A 19,459-nucleotide genomic window follows, 5' to 3' on the forward strand; every position below is an offset into this window, starting at 1 on the left:
GTATGGTTGCGCTGCTGGAGAGAAACTGCCAACCAGAGCACTGAACGGAACTTTTTTCCCTCCTATTGTTCCTATTGCTGAACCTGATAAGGGGAGAACTTTTGGCTACATTGCGGGTCTATCACAACAGGGCGCGACAGGTACCTGTTCGCAACGGAGAGCCTGGGAATGGCTGAACAGACAGACCAGCAGTTGGTCGAACGGGTTCAAAGGGGTGATAAACGGGCATTTGATTTGCTGGTACTGAAATATCAGCACAAGATCTTGGCGTTGGTTACTCGTTTTGTTCACGATACGCATGAAGCGCAGGACGTGGCGCAAGAGGCCTTTATCAAGGCTTATCGAGCCTTGGCGAACTTTCGCGGCGATAGCGCGTTCTATACATGGTTATATAGGATCGCAATTAACACTGCGAAGAATTACCTGGTGGCTCGAGGCCGACGTCCGCCTGATTCGGACATCGCAGCCGAGGATGCTGAATACTACGAGGGAGACAGTGCCCTCAAGGATATTCACTCACCGGAGCGGGACCTGCTTCGCAATGAGATTGAACAGGTTGTCAATCGAACGCTGCAGCAGTTGCCGGATGATTTGAGAACAGCTCTGACCCTGCGCGAGTTTGAGGGTTTGAGTTACGAAGATATTGCCGCTGTGATGGAATGCCCGGTTGGTACTGTTAGATCGCGTATTTTCCGGGCACGTGAGGCAATCGACAAAGCCCTCAAGCCCCTGCTTGAAGCATGAAGCAGGTAATAGGGTTAACGCAGCGAGCCCTCTGGGCCTTTAGTAGAGGTACACCAATGAGAAGCGAATCCTTGCAGGAGTCTCTCTCCGCAATCATGGATGGCGAAGCCGGAGAGCTTGAATTACGTCGTGTACTCCAGGCGACAGAGCAGGAGCCTGCTGTGCGCGATACATGGGAGCGCTATCAGATCGCCCGGGCTGCAATGCATAAAGAGCCATGGCAGGGCAAGGTGGATCTGTCCGCCGGTATTGCTGCCGCCCTGGCTAATGAGCCGGCTCCGACTGCGTCTTCCCAGCCCTCCGCCATCTGGCAGAACATGGGTAAGCTGGCTGTTGCCGCATCGGTCACGCTGGCAGTGCTGGTTGGCGTGAAGATGGTCAACCAGGATAATGTGCCTGGCGAGCCGACTATCGTGGCTGAGCGTCCGGCTCAGGAAGCTGCACCGGCTCCTGCTGCTGTCCCGGCGGCCAGACAGTCCGGCAGTGCGGTTCTGGCTGGTTTCCCGGCTTCGTCCGACGCTGCTGCGCCATCCGATTGGCATGAGCAACGGATCAGCAACTATCTTCGCAAACATGCGGAACAAGGCACCCAGGCTGCTACGCCGAGTCCGGTCCCTTATGCCCGCGCGGCGAGCCTGGATGACAAATAGTGTTGTCCAGGGGGAGCGTCCATAGGCGGTCCTGTTGGTTGTTCGTCATGCTCCTCGGAGCACCTGTGGCGATGGCAGGGGAAGCCCAGAACTGGTTGACACGCATGACGGAGGCAGCCGGAAACGAAAGTTTTCACGGCGCCTTCGTTTATGAGCGAACCGGTAGTTTCACCACTCATGAAATCTGGCGTCAGGTCGATGATGAAACCACGACCGAGCGCCTGGTTCAGACTGATGGCGAATACCAGGAGTGGCTGCGTCGGAACGGTAAGCTGATCTGTTCGACCAGTGGCGGCCCGGTTATCGCCAGTCAGGAAGCCTCGCAAACCATCAGGCAGCCAGAACTGCTGGAAGAATGGTACGAGCTGCAGGTGCTTGGCTCGACCCGCGTAGCATCCAGACCAGTGACGGTAGTCGCTGTCAGACCGCGCGATTCGCACCGCTATGCTTATGAATTCTATCTGGATTCGGATACAGGGTTGCTGCTCAAGTCACTGATGGTGAACGAGCGGCAAGCGCTGCTGGAGCGCTTCCAGTTCGCTACCTTCGAGCTTGATCCAGCTGCATCTGGCGAGTTTGCAGCTGGCGATGCGTGTCTGGAACTTGCTGCCACCGAAGCCGAAAGTATGGTTCCGGATAATCAGTGGCAGCCGACATGGTTACCGCCCGGGTTCACCGAAGGCCAGCAAGCGCAGCTGCTGAATGAGGGCGACGGTCAGATTGTCAGTCAGGTCTACACCGATGGCTTGGCACGTTTCACGTTGTTCATCGAATCCTTGAGCGACGAACATCAAGCCGAAGACCTGCGTGCCCAACTCGGACCCACGGTTGCGGTAAGCCGGAAGCTGAATCTCGCTGAAGGTCCTTTTCTGGCGACTGTAGTTGGAGAGATTCCACCCTCGACCGCTGAACGGATTGTAGGCTCGCTAGTGCCCGAGCAGGGTGTGCAGGCACCATGATAGAAGAACAGGGGCGGGTTCTGAGTGTGGAAGACGGCGCCGTATGGGTCGAGACCGTCCGCCGCAGCACTTGTGGCTCCTGTCAGGCGCGGGCCGGTTGCGGGCAGGCGCTATTGCAGCGGCTTGGTTCGGGCGCTCGGCAAGGTTTCATCCGGGTTATTTCTGATCGCGACTATCAGGTAGGCGACGAAATCATCATTGGCATTCCGGAAGATGCTGTGGTGCGCGGCTCCCTATGGGTTTACGTAGTACCCCTGGCTGGTTTGTTCACGTCCGGTTCGCTGGCAAGCGCGCTTAATGTCAGCGAGCTCTCGACTATTGCCGCTGCGTTCATGGGCCTGGTTGCGGGTTTCGGCGCAGTGCGCTGGCATGCTCGTCGCAGCGTCACTGATCAATCACTGCAGCCCCGCGTTTTAAGACCTCAGCGGTCGACTGTTGCGCAGAGTTGATCCCTTCAGATTTTTCTTGAACAATCTACCGAGTTCTTATTAATGGGAGTTGGTTCATATGTCGATCGCGCAACGCTGGCTACTAGCCGCGGCCGGAACGCTACTGATGTCCTGGCAGTCCACCCTGATGGCGCAGAACTTGCCAGATTTCGCAGACCTGGTTGAAGAAGCCTCACCTGCGGTAGTAAATATCAGTACCCGCCAGACGGCCCCTGCCAGAGCGGCTGGCATGCCGCCCGGCATGCCGGATCTTGAAGGGCTCCCACCACTGTTTCGCGAGTTTTTCGAACGGGGTATCCCTCAGCAAGCACCGCAACAACGCCAGGCGCCCCAATCGCTTGGCTCCGGCTTTATCACTTCAAAAGATGGCTACGTGCTCACCAACAACCATGTGGTTGACGGAGCCGATGAAATTTTTGTGCGGCTATCGGATCGTCGTGAGGTCGAAGCGGAGCTGATTGGTGCCGACCCCCGTTCCGATCTGGCACTGCTCAAAATCGACGCGGGTGAGGATCTCCCTGTGGTGCGGATTGGCAAGTCAGCGGATATCCGCCCAGGTGACTGGGTACTCGCTATCGGTTCTCCCTTTGGTTTCGATTATTCGGTTACCGCTGGCATTGTCAGTGCGAAAGGGCGAAGCCTGCCGAACGAGAGTTACGTTCCGTTCCTGCAGACAGATGTTGCTATCAACCCCGGCAATTCGGGTGGGCCGCTGTTCAATCTCGACGGTGAAGTCGTGGGGATCAACTCTCAGATCTTCACTCGTTCGGGCGGTTTCATGGGGTTGTCCTTTGCCATTCCGATCGACGTAGCGATGGATGTCGCCGAGCAGCTGAAGAACGATGGAACCGTGCGCCGTGGCTGGCTGGGTGTAATCATACAGGAGGTCAACAAGGACCTCGCCGAATCCTTTGGCTTGCGCAAGCCTGCTGGCGCACTGGTCGCCCAGGTGATGCCGGAAGGCCCTGCAGAAGAGGGCGGGTTACAGGCTGGCGACGTGATACTTGAATTCAATGGCCAGGAAATCATCCTGTCTTCTGATCTGCCGCATGCTGTGGGCAGGGTTCGTCCTGGCGAGCAGGCCGAATTGGTTATCATGCGTGACAAGAAGCGCCAGACGTTGGAGATGACTATCGGGGCATTGCCTGACGACGAAGAGATGGCAGCTGCATCTTCATCCGGTACGCCGGGCGGGGCTGCAACCGCAGCTAACCGACTCGGTTTGATGGTAACTGACCTGACTGAACAGCAGAAGCAGAACACTGGTGTCGAGTCGGGTGTGGTGGTGCGCGAGGTACGCCAGGGGCCGGGTGCGATGGTCGGGCTACGCCCCGGCGATATCATCACCAGTCTCGATAATCAGCCAGTTGATTCGGCTGAAAAGTTCGAGGATCTGGCTGACAAGCTGCCCACCAATCGCTCTGTTTCGATGCGTGTCATTCGTCAGGGCCGGGCCAGCTATATCACGTTCCGTCTCTCTGAATAAGGCGGCAGAGACCGCCTGGTCCAGTGTGGCAGCGCCTGACTGGCGCTGCCCGCTAACCCTGCAGCAGCATGGCGCAGGTGCCGCTTATCAGGTACACTCGCGGGCTGTTTTCGGGGAACCTCCCCGCCCATCGCCATGTCTGGCAATCTTGCCTGGAAGATCCTTGCTTTGAGTGACCTGAGCCTAATCCGAAATTTTTCGATCATTGCCCACATTGATCATGGCAAGTCGACCCTGGCCGACCGTTTCATCCAGATCTGTGGAGGGCTGACCGAACGGGAAATGGCCGAGCAGGTACTCGATTCGATGGATCTTGAGCGCGAGCGCGGCATCACCATCAAGGCACACAGCGTCACGCTGTATTACACCGCCCGCGATGGCAAGACCTACCAGCTGAACTTCATTGATACTCCCGGTCACGTCGATTTCCATTATGAGGTCAGCAGATCGTTGGCAGCTTGCGAAGGCGCCTTGCTGGTGGTTGACGCTGCGCAGGGAGTCGAAGCCCAGTCGGTCGCCAACTGCTATACCGCCATCGAGCAAGGGCTGGAAGTGATGCCGGTGCTGAACAAGATCGATCTCCCGCAGGCCGAACCCGACCGGGTGAAAGCTGAAATTGAAAGCGTGATCGGTATCGATGCTGCTGATGCGGTGGTTTGCAGCGCCAAGAGTGGTGTGGGTGTAGAAGACGTACTCGAACGCCTTATCGAAGTTATTCCGCCGCCGGTGGGTGAGCTTGAATCTCCGCTGCAGGCATTGATCATCGATTCCTGGTTCGATAACTATCTGGGCGTGGTATCGCTGGTACGCGTCAAGCACGGTCGAATTAAGAAGGGCGACAAGGTTCTGGTCAAATCCACCGGCAAGATCCATCAGGTCGACAGCGTAGGCGTATTCAATCCCAAACACTCCGCCACGGCTGATCTGAAAGCAGGCGAGGTGGGGTTCATTATCGCCGGTATCAAGGATATCCATGGCGCGCCGGTGGGCGATACGCTGACGCTTTCCAGTACGCCTGATGTGGATATGCTACCCGGATTCAAGAAAGTCAAGCCACAGGTCTACGCAGGCCTGTTCCCGGTCAGCTCTGATGATTTCGAAGATTTTCGCGAGGCGCTGTCGAAGCTGACGCTGAATGACGCCTCCCTGCATTTTGAGCCGGAAAGCTCTGATGCGCTCGGGTTCGGGTTCCGCTGTGGTTTCCTCGGCATGTTGCACATGGAGATCATCCAGGAGCGCCTGGAGCGCGAATACAACCTGGATCTGATCACCACCGCCCCGACCGTGGTGTTCGAGGTGGTGAAAAAGGACGGTAGCGTCAGCTACGTTGATAACCCGTCACATTTGCCTGATCCGTCAATGATCGAGGAGATGCGCGAGCCCATTGTGCGCGCGAATATCCTGGTTCCGCAGGATCATCTCGGCGGCGTCATCACGCTCTGCGTCGAGAAGCGCGGGGTGCAACACGACATGCTGTTCCTCGGCACTCAGGTGCAGGTGGTCTATGACCTGCCGATGAATGAAGTGGTGCTGGATTTCTTTGACCGCTTGAAGTCGGTGAGCCGCGGCTATGCCTCGCTGGATTATGCATTCGATCGGTTCCAGGCCGCCAAGCTGGTACGGCTGGATGTATTGATCAATGCCGAGAAGGTCGACGCGCTCGCCCTGATCGTCCATCGCGACAACGCGGCTTTCAAAGGCCGTCAGCTGGTCGAAAAGATGAAGGAACTGATTCCGCGCCAGATGTTCGATGTGGCTATCCAGGCAGCGATCGGCGGGCAAGTGGTCGCCCGTTCGACAGTCAAGGCTCTGCGTAAGAACGTCATCGCCAAGTGCTACGGCGGGGATGCCAGCCGCAAGAAGAAACTCCTGGAGAAGCAAAAGGCCGGTAAAAAGCGGATGAAGCAGGTTGGAAATGTGGAAATCCCACAGGAAGCCTTCCTTGCCGTCCTGAAAGTCGATAATTAGGAACCTCGGTCCGCTACATGACGCATATCAACTTTCCGCTCTTGCTGGTGATCGCCGTTGCGGTCGCCGGTTTTCTCGCTCTGCTGGACTTTGTCTGGTTCGCGCCGCGACGGCGCCGAGCCGTAGCCGCCTATCGCCAGCAGACGGATAACGTCGATCCGCAGATTGTGCAGGAGCTGGACAAGGAACCGCTGCTGGTTGAATACGGCAAATCGTTTTTTCCTGTGCTAGCGGTGGTGTTGATTCTGCGTTCTTTCCTGGTGGAACCCTTTCAGATTCCATCGGGCTCGATGAAACCGACGCTGGAAGTCGGCGACTTCATTCTGGTCAACAAATTTGCCTATGGCGTTCGTTTGCCGGTAATCGATACCAAGGTCATCGATGTAGGGGATCCGCAGCGTGGGGATGTAATGGTTTTTCGTTACCCCAATGATCCGCGCATCAATTACATCAAGCGTGTCGTAGGCTTGCCCGGCGACCATATTCGTTACGCCGACAAGCAGCTGTTCATCAATGGCGAGGCGGTTGAAACCGAGCTGGTGGAAACCCGTCCAGATGATGAAATCCCGCCAGGACATCCGCTTCAGGCGGTTGCCAAGGTCGAGATATACGAGGAGCAGCTGGGCGATGTGACGCATGAGATACGTCACAAGCGACTGTCGCAGCCGCCGGCACCCAAGCAATGGACTGTGCCTGACGGTCACTATTTCATGGTTGGCGACAACCGTGACAATTCCAACGATAGCCGTTACTGGAATGCGCCGAACATGCCCCAGGAGTTGTGGGGCATGGTGCCTGACAACTATATTGTCGGTAAGGCCTTTGCTGTCTGGATGCACTGGCCCGAACCCAAGCTCAAGAACCTGCCGAGTTTCTCCAGCGTATCGCTGATCAAATAGGTGCACTCAAGAGCTGGTCAACCGGTTCAGATAGTTGGGCAGTACGTCACAAAGGCTGCGCCCACTAGATCAGGAATGTAGCGCAGCATGGCCTGACACGGTCCGCTCGCGGGCTGGGTCCTGCATGGCTGGGAACGATAGACAAGATCAAACAACGGACGTTGCGAGGAAATCATGCGCCATTGCCAGAAGGGTATGTCTTTTTTCAGTTGGCTTGCCGTCATCGCGCTGGTTGTATTCGGCATGATGGTGACCATCAAGCTGGTTCCGATCTACATGGATCATTTCGCGTTGCGCAAGATCGTCACTTCGATTAACGAAGACCCGACGATCAAGATCGGCTCATTGCGCGAGCTCAGCTCTCATATCAACAAGGGCATGCAAATCAACAGTATCAGAGAAGTCAACGCAGCCGAGGCGATCAAGATAAACGCCAGCGGCACCGACACCTACACGGTGCTGATCAAGTATGACGTGCGCGCGCCCATGCTGCAGAACGTGGACCTGCTGGTCCATTTCGATGAATCCCACATTGTCAGACCAATCAAGTGAGCAATAAGTTAGACCGGCTGGAACGCAAAATTGGCTACAGCTTCAAGGACCCCGATCTTCTGGTTCTGGCGCTGACCCATCGTAGTCTAGGGGGGCGCAATAACGAGCGCCTTGAATTTCTCGGTGACTCGATTCTCAACTTCGTTGCTGCGGAAGCGCTGTTCGAGCGGTTCCCGCAGGCCAGGGAAGGACAACTTTCGCGTCTGCGTGCCAGACTGGTGAAAGGGGTAACCCTCGCTGAGCTGGCCAAGGGGTTTGAGTTGGGCGAGTTTCTCCGTCTCGGGTCTGGTGAGCTGAAAAGCGGTGGCTTCCGGCGAGAATCAATTCTCGCCGATACCACAGAGGCGATAATCGGCGCGATCTACCTTGATAGTGGAATGGAGAAGGCGCGCGAACGCACCCTGTTCTGGCTGACCGAACATATCGCCTCGCTGACCCTGGTGGACAATAACAAGGACCCGAAAACGCGGCTGCAGGAGTATCTGCAGTCACGTCAGTGCGAACTCCCTCGTTACGAGGTGATCGAAAGCAGTGGCGAAGCGCATTGCCGCACTTTCAAGGTCGAGTGTCAGGTTGCTCCGTTGGATAAACCGACCTTTGGCGCCGGCAGTAGTCGTCGTTGCGCCGAGCAGGAAGCGGCGGAAAAAGCCCTAATTGCCCTTGGCGTGGAGAAGTTGGATGAGTGAAGTGTCCCGTTGCGGTTACGTAGCCATTGTCGGTCGTCCGAATGTTGGCAAGTCGACGTTGCTCAACCACATTCTCGGTCAGAAGCTGGCGATTACCTCGCGCAAGCCGCAAACCACCCGACACAGCATGCTCGGCATCAAGACCGAGAATGCTGTCCAGGCCATCTACGTAGACACCCCCGGTGTGCATAAAGAAAATGACAAGGCGCTCAACCGGTTCATGAACAAGAGTGCCAGTCAGGCTCTGCGTGACGTTGATGTGGTGCTGTTTGTAGTCGATCGTACGCGCTGGACCGACGAGGACCAGATGGTTCTGGACAAGGTTCGCTACGTGAAATGCCCGGTTCTGCTGGTGGTCAACAAGGTTGATCGCATGGAAGAAAAAAGTGAGATCTTGCCGCACCTGGAATGGCTGACGACCCAGCTGCCAGAGGCGGAGGTCGTGCCGGTATCAGCCTTGCATGGCCGCAACATCGAGCATCTCGAAGAGCTGATCGCCAGTCGTCTTCCGGAGAGCGAGCATTTCTACCCGGACGATCAGCTCACCGACCGCAGCTCAAGATTCCTCGCTGCCGAGCTGGTGCGTGAGAAGGTGATGCGCCAGCTCGGAGCAGAAATCCCTTACCAGGTTGCGGTGGAGATCGAACAGTTCAAGCAGGAAGGCAAGGTTCTGCATATCCATGCATTGATCCTGGTTGAGCGCGAGGGCCAGAAGAAGATCATCATTGGTGACGGCGGAGACCGCATGAAGAAAATCGGTCAGGAAGCACGTATGGACATGCAGAAACTGTTTGGTAGCAAGATCATGCTGAATCTGTGGGTCAAGGTGCGTCGTGGCTGGTCCGATGATGAACGCGCGCTCAGCTCGCTGGGCTATCGCTTCGAGCCTTAAGGCTGCTGCCCCGCCTGGCCGGCGTGAGGGCGCGCTCTGGGTAAATCGACTATTCCAATCCAGGTAGATCCTATGAGCCGTCCTCTCAGCCCTGCCTACGTCCTGCATAGTCGACCTTATCGCGACACAAGCGCGCTGGTGGATCTGTTTACGCTTCACCAGGGCCTGCAGCGGGCGGTCTGGCGAGGCGCTCGGGGACAGCGCAAGGCGCTGGTGCCCCAAGCTTTCATGCCGCTGATGGTCGCCACCACCGGACGGAGTGAGCTCAAGACGCTGACCCAGGCCGAAGCCGCCGGATCCTACGTTCTACTTCAGGGCGATGCGCTGTTCAGCGGCATGTATCTCAACGAGTTACTGGTTCGCCTGGTCTATCCGGGTGATCCCCAGCCTATCCTTTTTGCGGCCTACCAATACGCTTTGGAACAGCTTGCCGGTAACGCGCCGGTTGAGCCGGTGCTGCGTCAATTCGAATGGCAATTACTCGATAGCCTCGGTTATGGCTTCAGCTTGACCCTGGATGCCAGAGGCCAGCCGGTAGTTGCAGATGCCCGCTACGTATGGCAAGCAGAGCAGGGGCTGGTCGTTCTGGAAGCGGATAACGATGGAGGCGTGCCGGGTAGCGCCTTGCTGGCCATGGCCGCCAACGACTGGGGCGAGCCGCAGACACTGCGGGCGGCGAAGCAACTGATGCGTCAGGCGCTGGCGCCGCACCTGGGTGACCGCCCGTTGACGAGCCGTTCTCTTTTTACTCGCCATCCATTTATTGCCAAAGGAGACCCACAGTGACCCAACTACAGCGCGTATTGCTTGGTGTGAATATTGACCATATCGCCACGCTGCGTCAGGCCCGCGGTACGCGGTATCCGGATCCGGTTCAGGCAGCTATCGACGCCGAGCAGGCAGGTGCTGACGGCATCACTGTGCATCTGCGTGAAGATCGCCGCCACATTCAGGAACGCGACGTTCGTCTGTTGGCCGAGGTTCTGCAGACCCGGATGAATCTGGAAATGGCAGTGACCGACGAGATGCTCGCTTTCGCCAGTGAAATCCGGCCTGCGCATGTATGTCTGGTGCCGGAGCGCCGTGAGGAGCTGACCACCGAAGGCGGATTGGAGATTGCCGCGGATCAGGCAAGGATCCAGCGAGCGGTAGAACAGCTGGCAGCGCAAGGGGCGGAGGTCTCGTTGTTCATCGATGCGGATCCGCGACAAATCGAAGCCGCACGGCGGGTGGGGGCACCGGTTATTGAGCTGCATACCGGGCATTATGCCGACACCGAGGGTGAGGAGCAGGCTGCTGCGCTGAAGCGAATCCGCGAAGGCGTCGCCTACGCGCGCAAGCTCGGCCTGGTGGTGAATGCCGGGCATGGGTTGCACTATCACAATGTCGAGCCGATTGCGGCCATTCCCGGCATCAACGAACTCAACATTGGCCATGCGATTATTGCCCGCGCCCTGTTTTGCGGACTGGCAACGGCGGTCAAAGACATGCGCGCATTGATCATGGCTGCCTCTGTCGCGCGATGATTACCGGCATTGGAACGGACATCGTACTGGTCAGCCGCATCGAAGCGGCGCTGGGCCGACAGGGTGAGCGGTTTGCGCGGCGCATCCTGACCGGCGTGGAGCTCGAACGATTCAGAGCTCACTCGCAGCCAGCGCGCTATCTGGCCAAGCGCTACGCCGCCAAGGAAGCGATTCTCAAGGCCCTTGGCACCGGACTGGCCAAGGGTATGTCATGGCAGGACATGCAGATCGACAACGACGCTAACGGCGCGCCTCAGGTGCTCCTGAGCGGTGTCGCCGCGCAGTGGCTCGAGCAGCGTGGCGGCGGCCGCATGCTGCTTTCACTCAGTGATGAGCGTGAACAGGCCCTGGCTTTCGCCATCTGGTCGGCGCAGTAAAGCGCACGGATTACCGTAGCAGCTACGAAACGTCGACTGAGCCGAGGGCGGCATATCGGACCTGCAGTCGTCCGGCTGCCTCAAGCAATGCGTCGATCGCCTGTTGACTGGGTTCTCCTCGCTTGATCAGGGTTTCTGCCCGGTTACAACATTCACGTAGTTCCGGTACCCCGCAATAGCGGGTAGCGCCATGGAGTCGGTGTACGGCTTCCAGCAATGCCTGCTGGTCGTTGGTCAGGCTTGCGTCCTCAATCTGTCGGCATTCCTCTGGCAGGCCGGCCAGTAGCATGCTGAGCATGTCTTCAGCGAGGTCGGCTTTGCCGGCAGCTAACCGAAGCCCCTCGGCATGGTCGAGTACTCGAGCGTCGCCGTCTTTTGCTTCGTCAGGTTCCGGTTCAGGCTCAGGGGGCGGGGGGCCATCCAGCGCGAGCAGCTCCACACCGGTCCATTTGCGGATGCAATGACGAAGCTGCTCAGGATCGATGGGCTTGCTGATGTAATCGTTCATCCCGCATTTCAGCAGCTGCTGGCGTTCGCCGGGTAACGCATGCGCAGTCAGCGCGATGATCGGGATGGCCGCGCTGTGGGCGCGCGCTTCGCGTTTGCGCAACTCGATCGTGGTCTGCCGGCCGTCCATACCGGGCATCTGAACATCCATGAAAATCAACTCGGCATCCTGCTGTTCCAGCGCCTCTAGTGCTTCCTCGCCACTTGTCGCCAGCAGCACCTGCGCACCCATATCAGTCAACAGTGCTTCGACCAGCTTCAGGTTGGCAGGGTTGTCATCCACACAAAGCACACGCAGGGCAGGCGAAGCCGAGCGAGCCGGTGGCTTCACCGCGGGTATGCTGGGGGCTGGCTTGAGCAGAAGCTGAGAGGCCGCACGGAACAGTTTGCGGGTACACAGCGGCTTGGAGAGTATCTGGCACTGTGCCCGGGGCAGCGAATCGAGTTCGGGGTAATGCTCGGTGGTATCGGTGAACAGCAGCGTCTTGCACCACCCCTGCTCGGCCCAGTAGCCGACCATGTCGAAAATGGCCTTGGCTGAGGAGTTGCTGCTGGCAGTACTCAGCAGAGCCAGCTCGACGCGTGTATTGCCGGCTTCGAGCGCAATATGCAGCTCCTCCGGACTATCGAACAGCCTTACCTGCAAGCCCATATCTTCAAGGTTGTGCATGATGGCCTGACGGCTGAGTAATTGTGGCTCGACCAGTGCCGCTTGCATGCCCCGCAGGGGCTTGGATGGCAGATCGTCGAGTGCCTGGCTGGATTTGCCGAGGCGCAAGGTCAACCAGAATTCAGAGCCTTCGCCCTGCTGACTGTGCAGTCCGATCTCCCCCTGCATCTGCTCAACCAGCCGCTTGGAGATGACCAGCCCAAGCCCGGTGCCGCCGCTTTGGCGTGACAGCGAGTTATCTGCCTGGCTGAACGCCTGAAACAGGGATTTCTGCTGGGACGGCGACAAGCCGATCCCGGTATCGGTGACGCTGATTCGCAGCAGTGCGTAGGTGTCGTCTTCCTGCTCGAGCATCACGCGCACACTGACCGATCCGCGGTGGGTGAACTTGATGGCGTTGCTCACCAGGTTGGCGAGTATCTGCTTGAGGCGTAACGGGTCTCCACTAAGGCCCAGTGGCGTATCGCGATAAATGATGCTGACCAGTTCCAGTCCTTTCTGGTGCGCTGCCGGCGCGAGCATGGTCAGGGTGTCCTGAATCAGGTCACGCAGGTTGAAGGGCAGATTGTCGAGCACCAGTTTGCCGGCCTCGATCTTCGAGAAATCCAGAATCTCGTTGATGATTGCCAGCAGGTTGTCGGCGGATTTTTCGATGGTGGTCAGATATTCCTGTTGGCGACCGCTGAGTTCGGTGCGCTGCAACAGATTGCTGAAGCCCAGGATACCGTTGAGCGGCGTGCGCAGCTCGTGGCTCATGTTGGCCAGGAATTCGGACTTGATACGGCTGGCCTCCTGCGCGGTCTTGCGCGCCAGGTCCAGCTCGATGTTCTGGATCTCGATGGTTTCGAGCGTCTGCCGTAAATCTTCGGTGGCCTGGTCGATGTTCTGCTGCAGTTCGCCCTGCGCGCTCTGCAGTGTCTGCGCCATGGTGTTGATGCCTTCGGCCAGCTCGTTCAGTTCCCGGCTGCCCTGCGGTGGCAGGCGAATATCCAGACGCCCCTCGCTGATGCGGCTGATGGCCTGGTTAATCTGACCAATCGGACGGGTGATACGCCGTCCCATCAGACCCACGACTGCACCTGTAACGACCAGCCCCAGCACAATCAGCACCAGGGCGCTGAGCACGGTCTGATAGCGGCGGATAATGGTGTTGCCATGGCTGAGTTCTACTTCTACCCAACCCAGCAGGGCGTCCGGTTCCACCACAGGCGAAGTGCGCAATCCGGTGAGGTCGGGGCTGGCCAGCAACGGCAACTTGAATCGGCTGCTGGAGCTGCTTGCCTGGACTTGCAGGCCTGATCCGGCACCGAATTCGCTCTGGTGAATACGATCCGGGCTGTGCATCTGGGGACCGCTGTGTTCAAGGCGTTGCATATCGGCATCGTAGAGAGTGACGGCACGTACATCGCGATGGTTCAGCGCCACCGACATCATCGGTCTGAGACGTTCCGGTTGGTTGTCAAGCAGCGCGGCTGCGGCCGGGCTTTGCAGATATTCGGTGGTCAGCAGTCCGCGTTCCAGCAGTTGCCGGTCCAGGTCCTGCACGTGCTGCCAGCTGAAATACACCCCCAGTGAGAGAGCTAGAATGCCAGCAGGAACCAGCGTCATCGCCAGTATCCGGGCCTTGATGCCAATCTCGTTCATTATGTGTATCCGTCTCTCCGATGCCGGTATCATATGCCGACTGACACAAAAGCACAGCCTTGCGCACGGCTTGACCGGGCGAGGCCGCAAGGGTGGATGATGAGCATCGAATTTCCGACCATTGCCGATTTCATCGGTAACACTCCCCTGGTAAGACTGCAGCGTATGCCAGGTGAGACCAGCAATACCATTCTGGTCAAGCTGGAAGGCAACAATCCTGCCGGTTCGGTCAAGGACCGGCCGGCGCTGTCGATGATCCTGCGCGCCGAGCAGCGCGGCGAAATCCAGCCAGGCGATACCCTGATCGAAGCCACATCCGGTAACACCGGGATTGCGCTGGCAATGGCTGCCGCGATCAAGGGTTATCGGATGATCCTTATCATGCCCGACAACATGAGCAGCGAGCGCAAGGCGTCCATGGCGGCTTACGGTGCCGAGTTGGTGCTTGTCTCGCAGCAAGAGGGTATGGAAGGCGCGCGCGATCTGGCCGTGCGGATGCAAAGCGAAGGCCGCGGCAAGGTGCTCGACCAGTTCGGCAATCAGGACAACCCGCAGGCGCATTACAGTACCACCGGGCCGGAAATCTGGCGTGACACCCAGGGCACTATCACGCACCTGGTCAGCTCGATGGGTACGACCGGCACCATCATGGGTCTGTCGCGGTACTTCAAGGAGCAGAATCCGGCGGTGCAGATTGTTGGCCTGCAGCCTATGGAGGGTGCCGCCATTCCCGGTATCCGCCGCTGGCCGGAAGCCTACCTGCCGAGCATTTTTGATGCCTCGCAGGTCGATAGGGTGATTGATATGGCCCAGAATGAAGCGGAAACCGCCATGCGCCGACTGGCCCGCGAGGAAGGCATATTCTGTGGCGTTTCTTCGGGTGGTGCGGTTGCTGCGGCGCTGCGCCTGTCGGCTGAAGTCGAAAACGCCGTTATCGTAGCCATCATCTGTGATCGGGGTGACCGCTACCTGTCCACCGGTGTGTTTGACGCACAATCATGAAGCGTTCCTATGGACGAGCGCGGCGCACGACTGATGCGCCGGCTGCGATCGGGCAGCGCATAGAGGTGGTGCTCGATCGTCTCAGCCATGACGGGCGCGGTATCGGTCGCTGGCAGGGCAGGACCACCTTCGTTGAGGGCGGCTTGCCAGGCGAGCGAGTCACTGGCCGGGTTATCCGTGCACGCAGCAAGCTTATCGAGGCGCGAATCGATCAACTGCTGGAATCCAGCCCCGAGCGCCAGGCGCCGCGGTGCCAGCACGCCGACATCTGTGGTGGCTGCACACTGCAACATATAGCTCACCACACTCAGATAGAGCTGAAACAACAAGCTCTGGCCCAGCAATTGCAACATTTCGCAGGTATAACACCGGAACGCTGGATGTCGCCGTTACGTGGGCCGGCCTATGGTTATCGCCAACGCACCCGTTTGTCGGTGCGTTGGGATCAGCGGACAGGGCGGTTGCAGACAGGCTACCGGCAAAGCGCCAGCAATGAGCTGGTGGAAATCAGGGAATGTCCTATCCTCATTCCAGTACTCGAGGCGCTAGTGAAGGAACTGCCGGAAGTCTTGCAGCAACTCAAGGCATGCACTGGATTGGGGCACGTGGAGCTGATTGGCGGGGACGCACCGGCTATGGTGGTGCGGCATATCCGGCCGTTGGCTGAAACCGACGTGGCGCTTCTGGAACAACTGGCGAGCCGCCATGACGTTGACCTGTGGCTACAGGGCGAGACGGATGCGATACGCTGCGCTGAAGAGGGGGCGGCCGCATCAGAGTTGGCTTATCAGCTCGATGACCAGAACCTGCGGTTCACCTTTGCACCGGGCGATTTCACACAGGTCAATGCAGTGATGAACCAGAAAATGGTCAATCAGGCGATGGACTGGCTGGACGCAGAAGCCGGACAGAAGGTACTGGATCTTTTCTGTGGAGTGGGTAACTTTGCCCTCCCGCTGGCACAGCGGGGGGCGGAAGTGACAGGTGTGGAGGGCGACGCCAGGATGGTCGAACGGGCCATTTTGAACGCGCAGAATAATCGCCTCGATGGGGTGCACTTTTGCCAGGCGGACTTGTCGAAGCCGTTCACAAACGAAACGCTGGATCAGCAATACCAGGCGGCCCTTCTGGATCCGCCGCGCGACGGGGCCGAAGCACTGGTGGCCGCGTTGGCCGAGCGAGGCATTGGCAGGATTCTGTACGTATCCTGTAACCCCGCCACGCTGGCCCGCGACGCGGGTATTCTGGCAAGCAAGGGTTATCGGCTGGTTCAGGCGGGCGTCATGGACATGTTCCCGCAAACTGCCCATGTGGAAGCCATGGCACTGTTCGTGTCTGGCAAGGAAAAAAACCGAAATGGTACAAGTCAGAGCTGATTATCCGGTCAACCGCGATGGAACTGTTGACCTTGATGCCTGGATGGCTCGGATAGAAAAGCGCGTCCCTCTGGCGCAACCTGAGCGCCTGCGCGAATCATGTGTCTGGGCGAAGGAGTTGGAACAGGCGGCCATTGCCGCTGAACACATCTGGGGTAACGGCAACAGCAGCTACCAGACTGGTCTGGACATGGCGGACATCCTGGCCGACCTCAGGCTGGACCAGGATTCACTGGTGGCGGCGGTGATCTATCGCGCTGTGCGCGAGAACAAGACCGATCTGGCCGAAGTCGAGCGTCGTTTGGGCCCCAGCGTTGCGGGTCTGGTGGACGGCGTGCAGCGCATGGCTGCGATCAGCGTCTCGCAGAATCCGGGCAAGGCCAGCGCATTTGGCACACAGGCGCAGGTAGAGAATCTGCGCAAGATGTTGATCACCATGGTCGATGATGTCCGGGTAGCGCTGATCAAGCTCGCCGAGCGCACCTGCGCCATCCGCGCAGCCAAGGACAGCTCCGAAGAGAAACGTTATCGCGTCGCACGCGAAATTTTCGATATCTACGCCCCGCTGGCCCATCGTCTGGGCATCGGCCATATCAAGTGGGAGCTCGAGGATCTGTCTTTCCGCTACCTCGAGCCGGTGCAATACAAACAGATCGCCAAATTGCTCGACGAGCGTCGTCTCGATCGCCAGGAATACATCGATGGCGTGATGGCGCGGCTGCGTGCCGAGATGGATGAGGCGAAGATCCACGGCGACATTACCGGTCGGGCCAAGCATATCTATTCGATCTGGCGGAAGATGACCCGCAAGGGCATCGACTTCAGCCAGGTATATGATGTGCGTGCCGTACGTATTCTGGTGCCGCAGGTGCGTGACTGCTACACCGCGCTGGGAATCGTGCACAGCCTGTGGAGACATATTCCCAACGAATTCGATGACTACATCGCCAATCCCAAGGAAAACGGTTACCGCTCCCTGCACACGGCAGTGGTCGGTCCCGAGGGGAAAGTGCTCGAGGTGCAGATACGGACCCATGCGATGCATGAGGAGGCCGAGCTCGGCGTCTGCGCGCATTGGCGTTACAAGGGCACCGATCTCAAACAGACATCCGACGCCTATGAAGACAAGATCGCCTGGCTGCGTCAGGTGCTTGAATGGCATGAAGAGATGGGCGATATCGGTGGGCTCGCTGAGCAGCTGCGCGTCGATTTCGAGCCGGACCGGATCTACCTGTTCACTCCGGATGGCCACGTCCTGGACGTGCCCAAGGGTGCTACGCCGCTGGACTTTGCCTACCGGGTGCACACCGAGATCGGCCATAGCTGCCGCGGCGCCAAGGTCAACGGTCGTATCGTGCCGCTGAACTATGTGCTGCAGACCGGCGAGCAGGTGGAAATCATCACCGGTAAACAGAGCAGTCCGAGTCGGGACTGGCTGAACTCCAATCTGGGCTACGTGAACACTTCCCGCGCCCGGGCGAAAATCCAGCACTGGTTCAAGCAGCAGGCGCGCGAGCAGAACGTGGTTGCCGGCAAGCTGATGCTCGAACGCGAGTTGACCCGACTTGCGCTCAACGGTGCGGACTATGCGCAGTTGATCGATCGCCTGGGGATCAACAGCCAGGAGGATCTGTTTGCCGCAGTGGGCTCTGGTGATGAGCGTCTTGCGCACGTGGTCAATGTCGCGCAGCAACTGGTCGAGCCGGATCGCAACACTGACCAGCTGACCCTGGTTCCACGCCGGGCGAACAAGAATGGCCGGCGTGGTGATGTCTATATCCAGGGCGTAGGTAACCTGCTCACTCAATTGGCGGGCTGCTGTCAGCCCGTGCCGGGTGACCCGATTGTCGGCTACATCACGCTGGGCCGTGGGGTGACTGTGCATCGCGCTGACTGTGCGACGGCCATGCAGCTGCAGGACCGCGTATCCGAACGTCTGATCGAGGTCAGCTGGGGTGGCAAGCCGGTGCAGACCTATCCGGTCGAGATCTATATCAAGGCCTATGATCGGGCCGGTCTGCTGCGGGATGTATCGCAACTGTTGGCCAATGAGAAGATCAATGTGCTGGAGGTCAGTACGCGGACCAACAAGGAAGACAACTGCGCGGCCATGCTGCTGACCGTTGAGATCCCCAACCTCAGCCTGCTGGGTCGGTTGCTGGGACGCATCAGTCAACTGCCGAACGTGATCGAGGCCTGGCGCAACCGTCAGCAGAACCGGGCGTGAGCCGCACGCAACAGACCCTCGACGACCTGCTGTACCTGATGCAGCGGCTGCGAGATCCCGCGCACGGCTGTCCGTGGGATCTCGAACAGTCATTCGAGACCATCGTGCCGCACACCCTTGAAGAGGCTTACGAGGTGGCCGATGCGATTGCTCAGGGCGACTTTGATCAGCTGGCTGGAGAGCTGGGCGATCTGTTGTTTCAGGTGGTGTATTACGCCCAGCTGGGACGAGAAGCCGGACACTTCGACTGGAATGCCATCGTCGATGGCATTACCCGCAAGCTGATACGTCGACATCCCCATGTGTTTCCTGACGGCAACCTGCGCACACCACCCGGTACGCGCAGCCTGAATGCCGATCAGATCAAACACCGTTGGGAGGAAATCAAGGCTGAAGAGCGCGCCGCGAAGGCGAGCACGCCGCAGCAGCTCTCACTGCTCGATGATGTTCCGCATGCGTTACCTGCCCTGAGCCGCGCACAGAAGCTGCAAAAGCGCGCCAGCCGGGCCGGTTTCGACTGGTCCGAGACAGCGCCCGTCATCGACAAGGTGCAGGAAGAGCTCGACGAAATACGCCAGGCTGTTGCGGTGGGAGACCAGCAGGCTGTGGCAGAGGAAGTGGGCGACCTGTTGTTCTGTATGGTCAATCTGGCGCGCCATCTTCAGGTCGATGCCGAATCCGCGTTGCGTGCCGGGAATGCCAAGTTTGAGCGGCGATTCCGCTATATCGAAGCGCAGCTGGCTGCAACGGGCGCAACGGTTGAGCAAGCGACGCTTGGACAACTGGATGGCTTGTGGGACGAGGCCAAAGGTAACGGCCTGTAGCGGAATCGGCGTTTCGTCATA

18 protein-coding genes are annotated in these 19,459 nt (G+C 58.6%); 17 read left to right on the forward strand and 1 reads right to left on the reverse strand.

The window, feature by feature from the left end:
• Positions 1-168 precede the first annotated feature (168 nt).
• From rpoE to acpS, 13 genes are all read left to right on the forward strand, one after another.
• The gene (gene rpoE / locus G3M63_RS08615; RefSeq protein WP_163982650.1) at positions 169-744 is read left to right on the forward strand and encodes an RNA polymerase sigma factor RpoE; all 576 of its coding nucleotides are present in this window, start codon (positions 169-171) and stop codon (positions 742-744) included.
• Positions 745-800: 56 nt separating this feature from the next.
• Positions 801-1,394 carry a sigma-E factor negative regulatory protein gene (locus G3M63_RS08620; protein WP_150300649.1) on the forward strand — a complete coding sequence of 198 codons (594 nt, stop codon included), beginning with the start codon at positions 801-803 and terminating at the stop codon, positions 1,392-1,394.
• A 71-nt stretch (positions 1,395-1,465) separates the two neighbouring features.
• Positions 1,466-2,353 (forward strand): MucB/RseB C-terminal domain-containing protein, encoded by an 888-nt coding sequence (locus G3M63_RS08625; protein WP_190324539.1) that lies wholly within the window; start codon positions 1,466-1,468, stop codon positions 2,351-2,353.
• Entirely contained in the window at positions 2,350-2,802 is a 453-nt protein-coding gene (locus G3M63_RS08630; RefSeq protein ID WP_163982654.1) for a SoxR reducing system RseC family protein, read from the forward strand. Before G3M63_RS08625 ends, G3M63_RS08630 begins: the two co-directional genes overlap by 4 nt.
• A gap of 58 nt (positions 2,803-2,860) precedes the next feature.
• Positions 2,861-4,288, forward strand: coding sequence for a DegQ family serine endoprotease (locus G3M63_RS08635; protein WP_150300652.1), 1,428 nt, complete (start codon positions 2,861-2,863; stop codon positions 4,286-4,288).
• Positions 4,289-4,456: 168 nt separating this feature from the next.
• Positions 4,457-6,256, forward strand: a complete 1,800-nt coding sequence (gene lepA, locus G3M63_RS08640) for a translation elongation factor 4 (protein ID WP_163982656.1) — start codon at positions 4,457-4,459, stop codon at positions 6,254-6,256.
• A gap of 17 nt (positions 6,257-6,273) precedes the next feature.
• Entirely contained in the window at positions 6,274-7,155 is an 882-nt protein-coding gene (gene lepB, locus G3M63_RS08645) for a signal peptidase I (protein ID WP_163982658.1), read from the forward strand.
• Between the two features lie 195 nt (positions 7,156-7,350).
• Positions 7,351-7,707, forward strand: coding sequence for a DUF4845 domain-containing protein (locus tag G3M63_RS08650; protein ID WP_163982660.1), 357 nt, complete (start codon positions 7,351-7,353; stop codon positions 7,705-7,707).
• Positions 7,704-8,393, forward strand: coding sequence for a ribonuclease III (gene rnc / locus G3M63_RS08655; protein ID WP_163982661.1), 690 nt, complete (start codon positions 7,704-7,706; stop codon positions 8,391-8,393). The genes G3M63_RS08650 and rnc overlap by 4 nt, the downstream gene beginning before the upstream one ends.
• Complete coding sequence (gene era / locus G3M63_RS08660; RefSeq protein WP_150300657.1) at positions 8,386-9,285, forward strand: GTPase Era; 900 nt, start codon at positions 8,386-8,388, stop codon at positions 9,283-9,285. The genes rnc and era overlap by 8 nt, the downstream gene beginning before the upstream one ends.
• A 72-nt stretch (positions 9,286-9,357) precedes the next feature.
• A complete protein-coding gene (recO, locus tag G3M63_RS08665; protein ID WP_163982663.1) occupies positions 9,358-10,071 on the forward strand; it encodes a DNA repair protein RecO in 714 nt (237 codons plus the stop codon).
• Positions 10,068-10,811 (forward strand): pyridoxine 5'-phosphate synthase, encoded by a 744-nt coding sequence (gene pdxJ, locus G3M63_RS08670; RefSeq protein ID WP_163982665.1) that lies wholly within the window; start codon positions 10,068-10,070, stop codon positions 10,809-10,811. The genes recO and pdxJ overlap by 4 nt, the downstream gene beginning before the upstream one ends.
• Positions 10,808-11,188, forward strand: a complete 381-nt coding sequence (gene acpS / locus G3M63_RS08675; protein ID WP_163982667.1) for a holo-ACP synthase — start codon at positions 10,808-10,810, stop codon at positions 11,186-11,188. The genes pdxJ and acpS overlap by 4 nt, the downstream gene beginning before the upstream one ends.
• A gap of 22 nt (positions 11,189-11,210) precedes the next feature.
• Here the strand turns inward: acpS and G3M63_RS08680 are convergent, their stop codons facing one another.
• Positions 11,211-14,012: a response regulator gene (locus G3M63_RS08680; RefSeq protein ID WP_163984221.1), complete on the reverse strand. Its 2,802-nt coding sequence runs from the start codon at positions 14,010-14,012 to the stop codon at positions 11,211-11,213.
• A 96-nt stretch (positions 14,013-14,108) separates the two neighbouring features.
• Between G3M63_RS08680 and cysM the strand changes: the two genes are divergently transcribed.
• Genes cysM through mazG form a run of 4 tightly spaced genes read left to right on the forward strand, consistent with a single transcriptional unit; the run spans position 14,109 to position 19,438 of the window.
• Positions 14,109-15,011 (forward strand): cysteine synthase CysM, encoded by a 903-nt coding sequence (gene cysM, locus G3M63_RS08685; RefSeq protein WP_163982669.1) that lies wholly within the window; start codon positions 14,109-14,111, stop codon positions 15,009-15,011.
• Positions 15,008-16,387, forward strand: a complete 1,380-nt coding sequence (gene rlmD, locus G3M63_RS08690) for a 23S rRNA (uracil(1939)-C(5))-methyltransferase RlmD (RefSeq protein WP_163982671.1) — start codon at positions 15,008-15,010, stop codon at positions 16,385-16,387. Before cysM ends, rlmD begins: the two co-directional genes overlap by 4 nt.
• Positions 16,368-18,614 carry a GTP diphosphokinase gene (gene relA, locus G3M63_RS08695; protein ID WP_163982672.1) on the forward strand — a complete coding sequence of 749 codons (2,247 nt, stop codon included), beginning with the start codon at positions 16,368-16,370 and terminating at the stop codon, positions 18,612-18,614. The genes rlmD and relA overlap by 20 nt, the downstream gene beginning before the upstream one ends.
• Positions 18,611-19,438 carry a nucleoside triphosphate pyrophosphohydrolase gene (mazG, locus tag G3M63_RS08700; protein ID WP_223825020.1) on the forward strand — a complete coding sequence of 276 codons (828 nt, stop codon included), beginning with the start codon at positions 18,611-18,613 and terminating at the stop codon, positions 19,436-19,438. The genes relA and mazG overlap by 4 nt, the downstream gene beginning before the upstream one ends.
• Positions 19,439-19,459 lie beyond the last annotated feature (21 nt).

It is taken from the genome of Pseudomonas sp. OIL-1, from assembly GCF_010669185.1.
In the GTDB taxonomy this organism is placed as follows: Bacteria; Pseudomonadota; Gammaproteobacteria; order Pseudomonadales; family Pseudomonadaceae; genus Halopseudomonas; species Halopseudomonas profundi.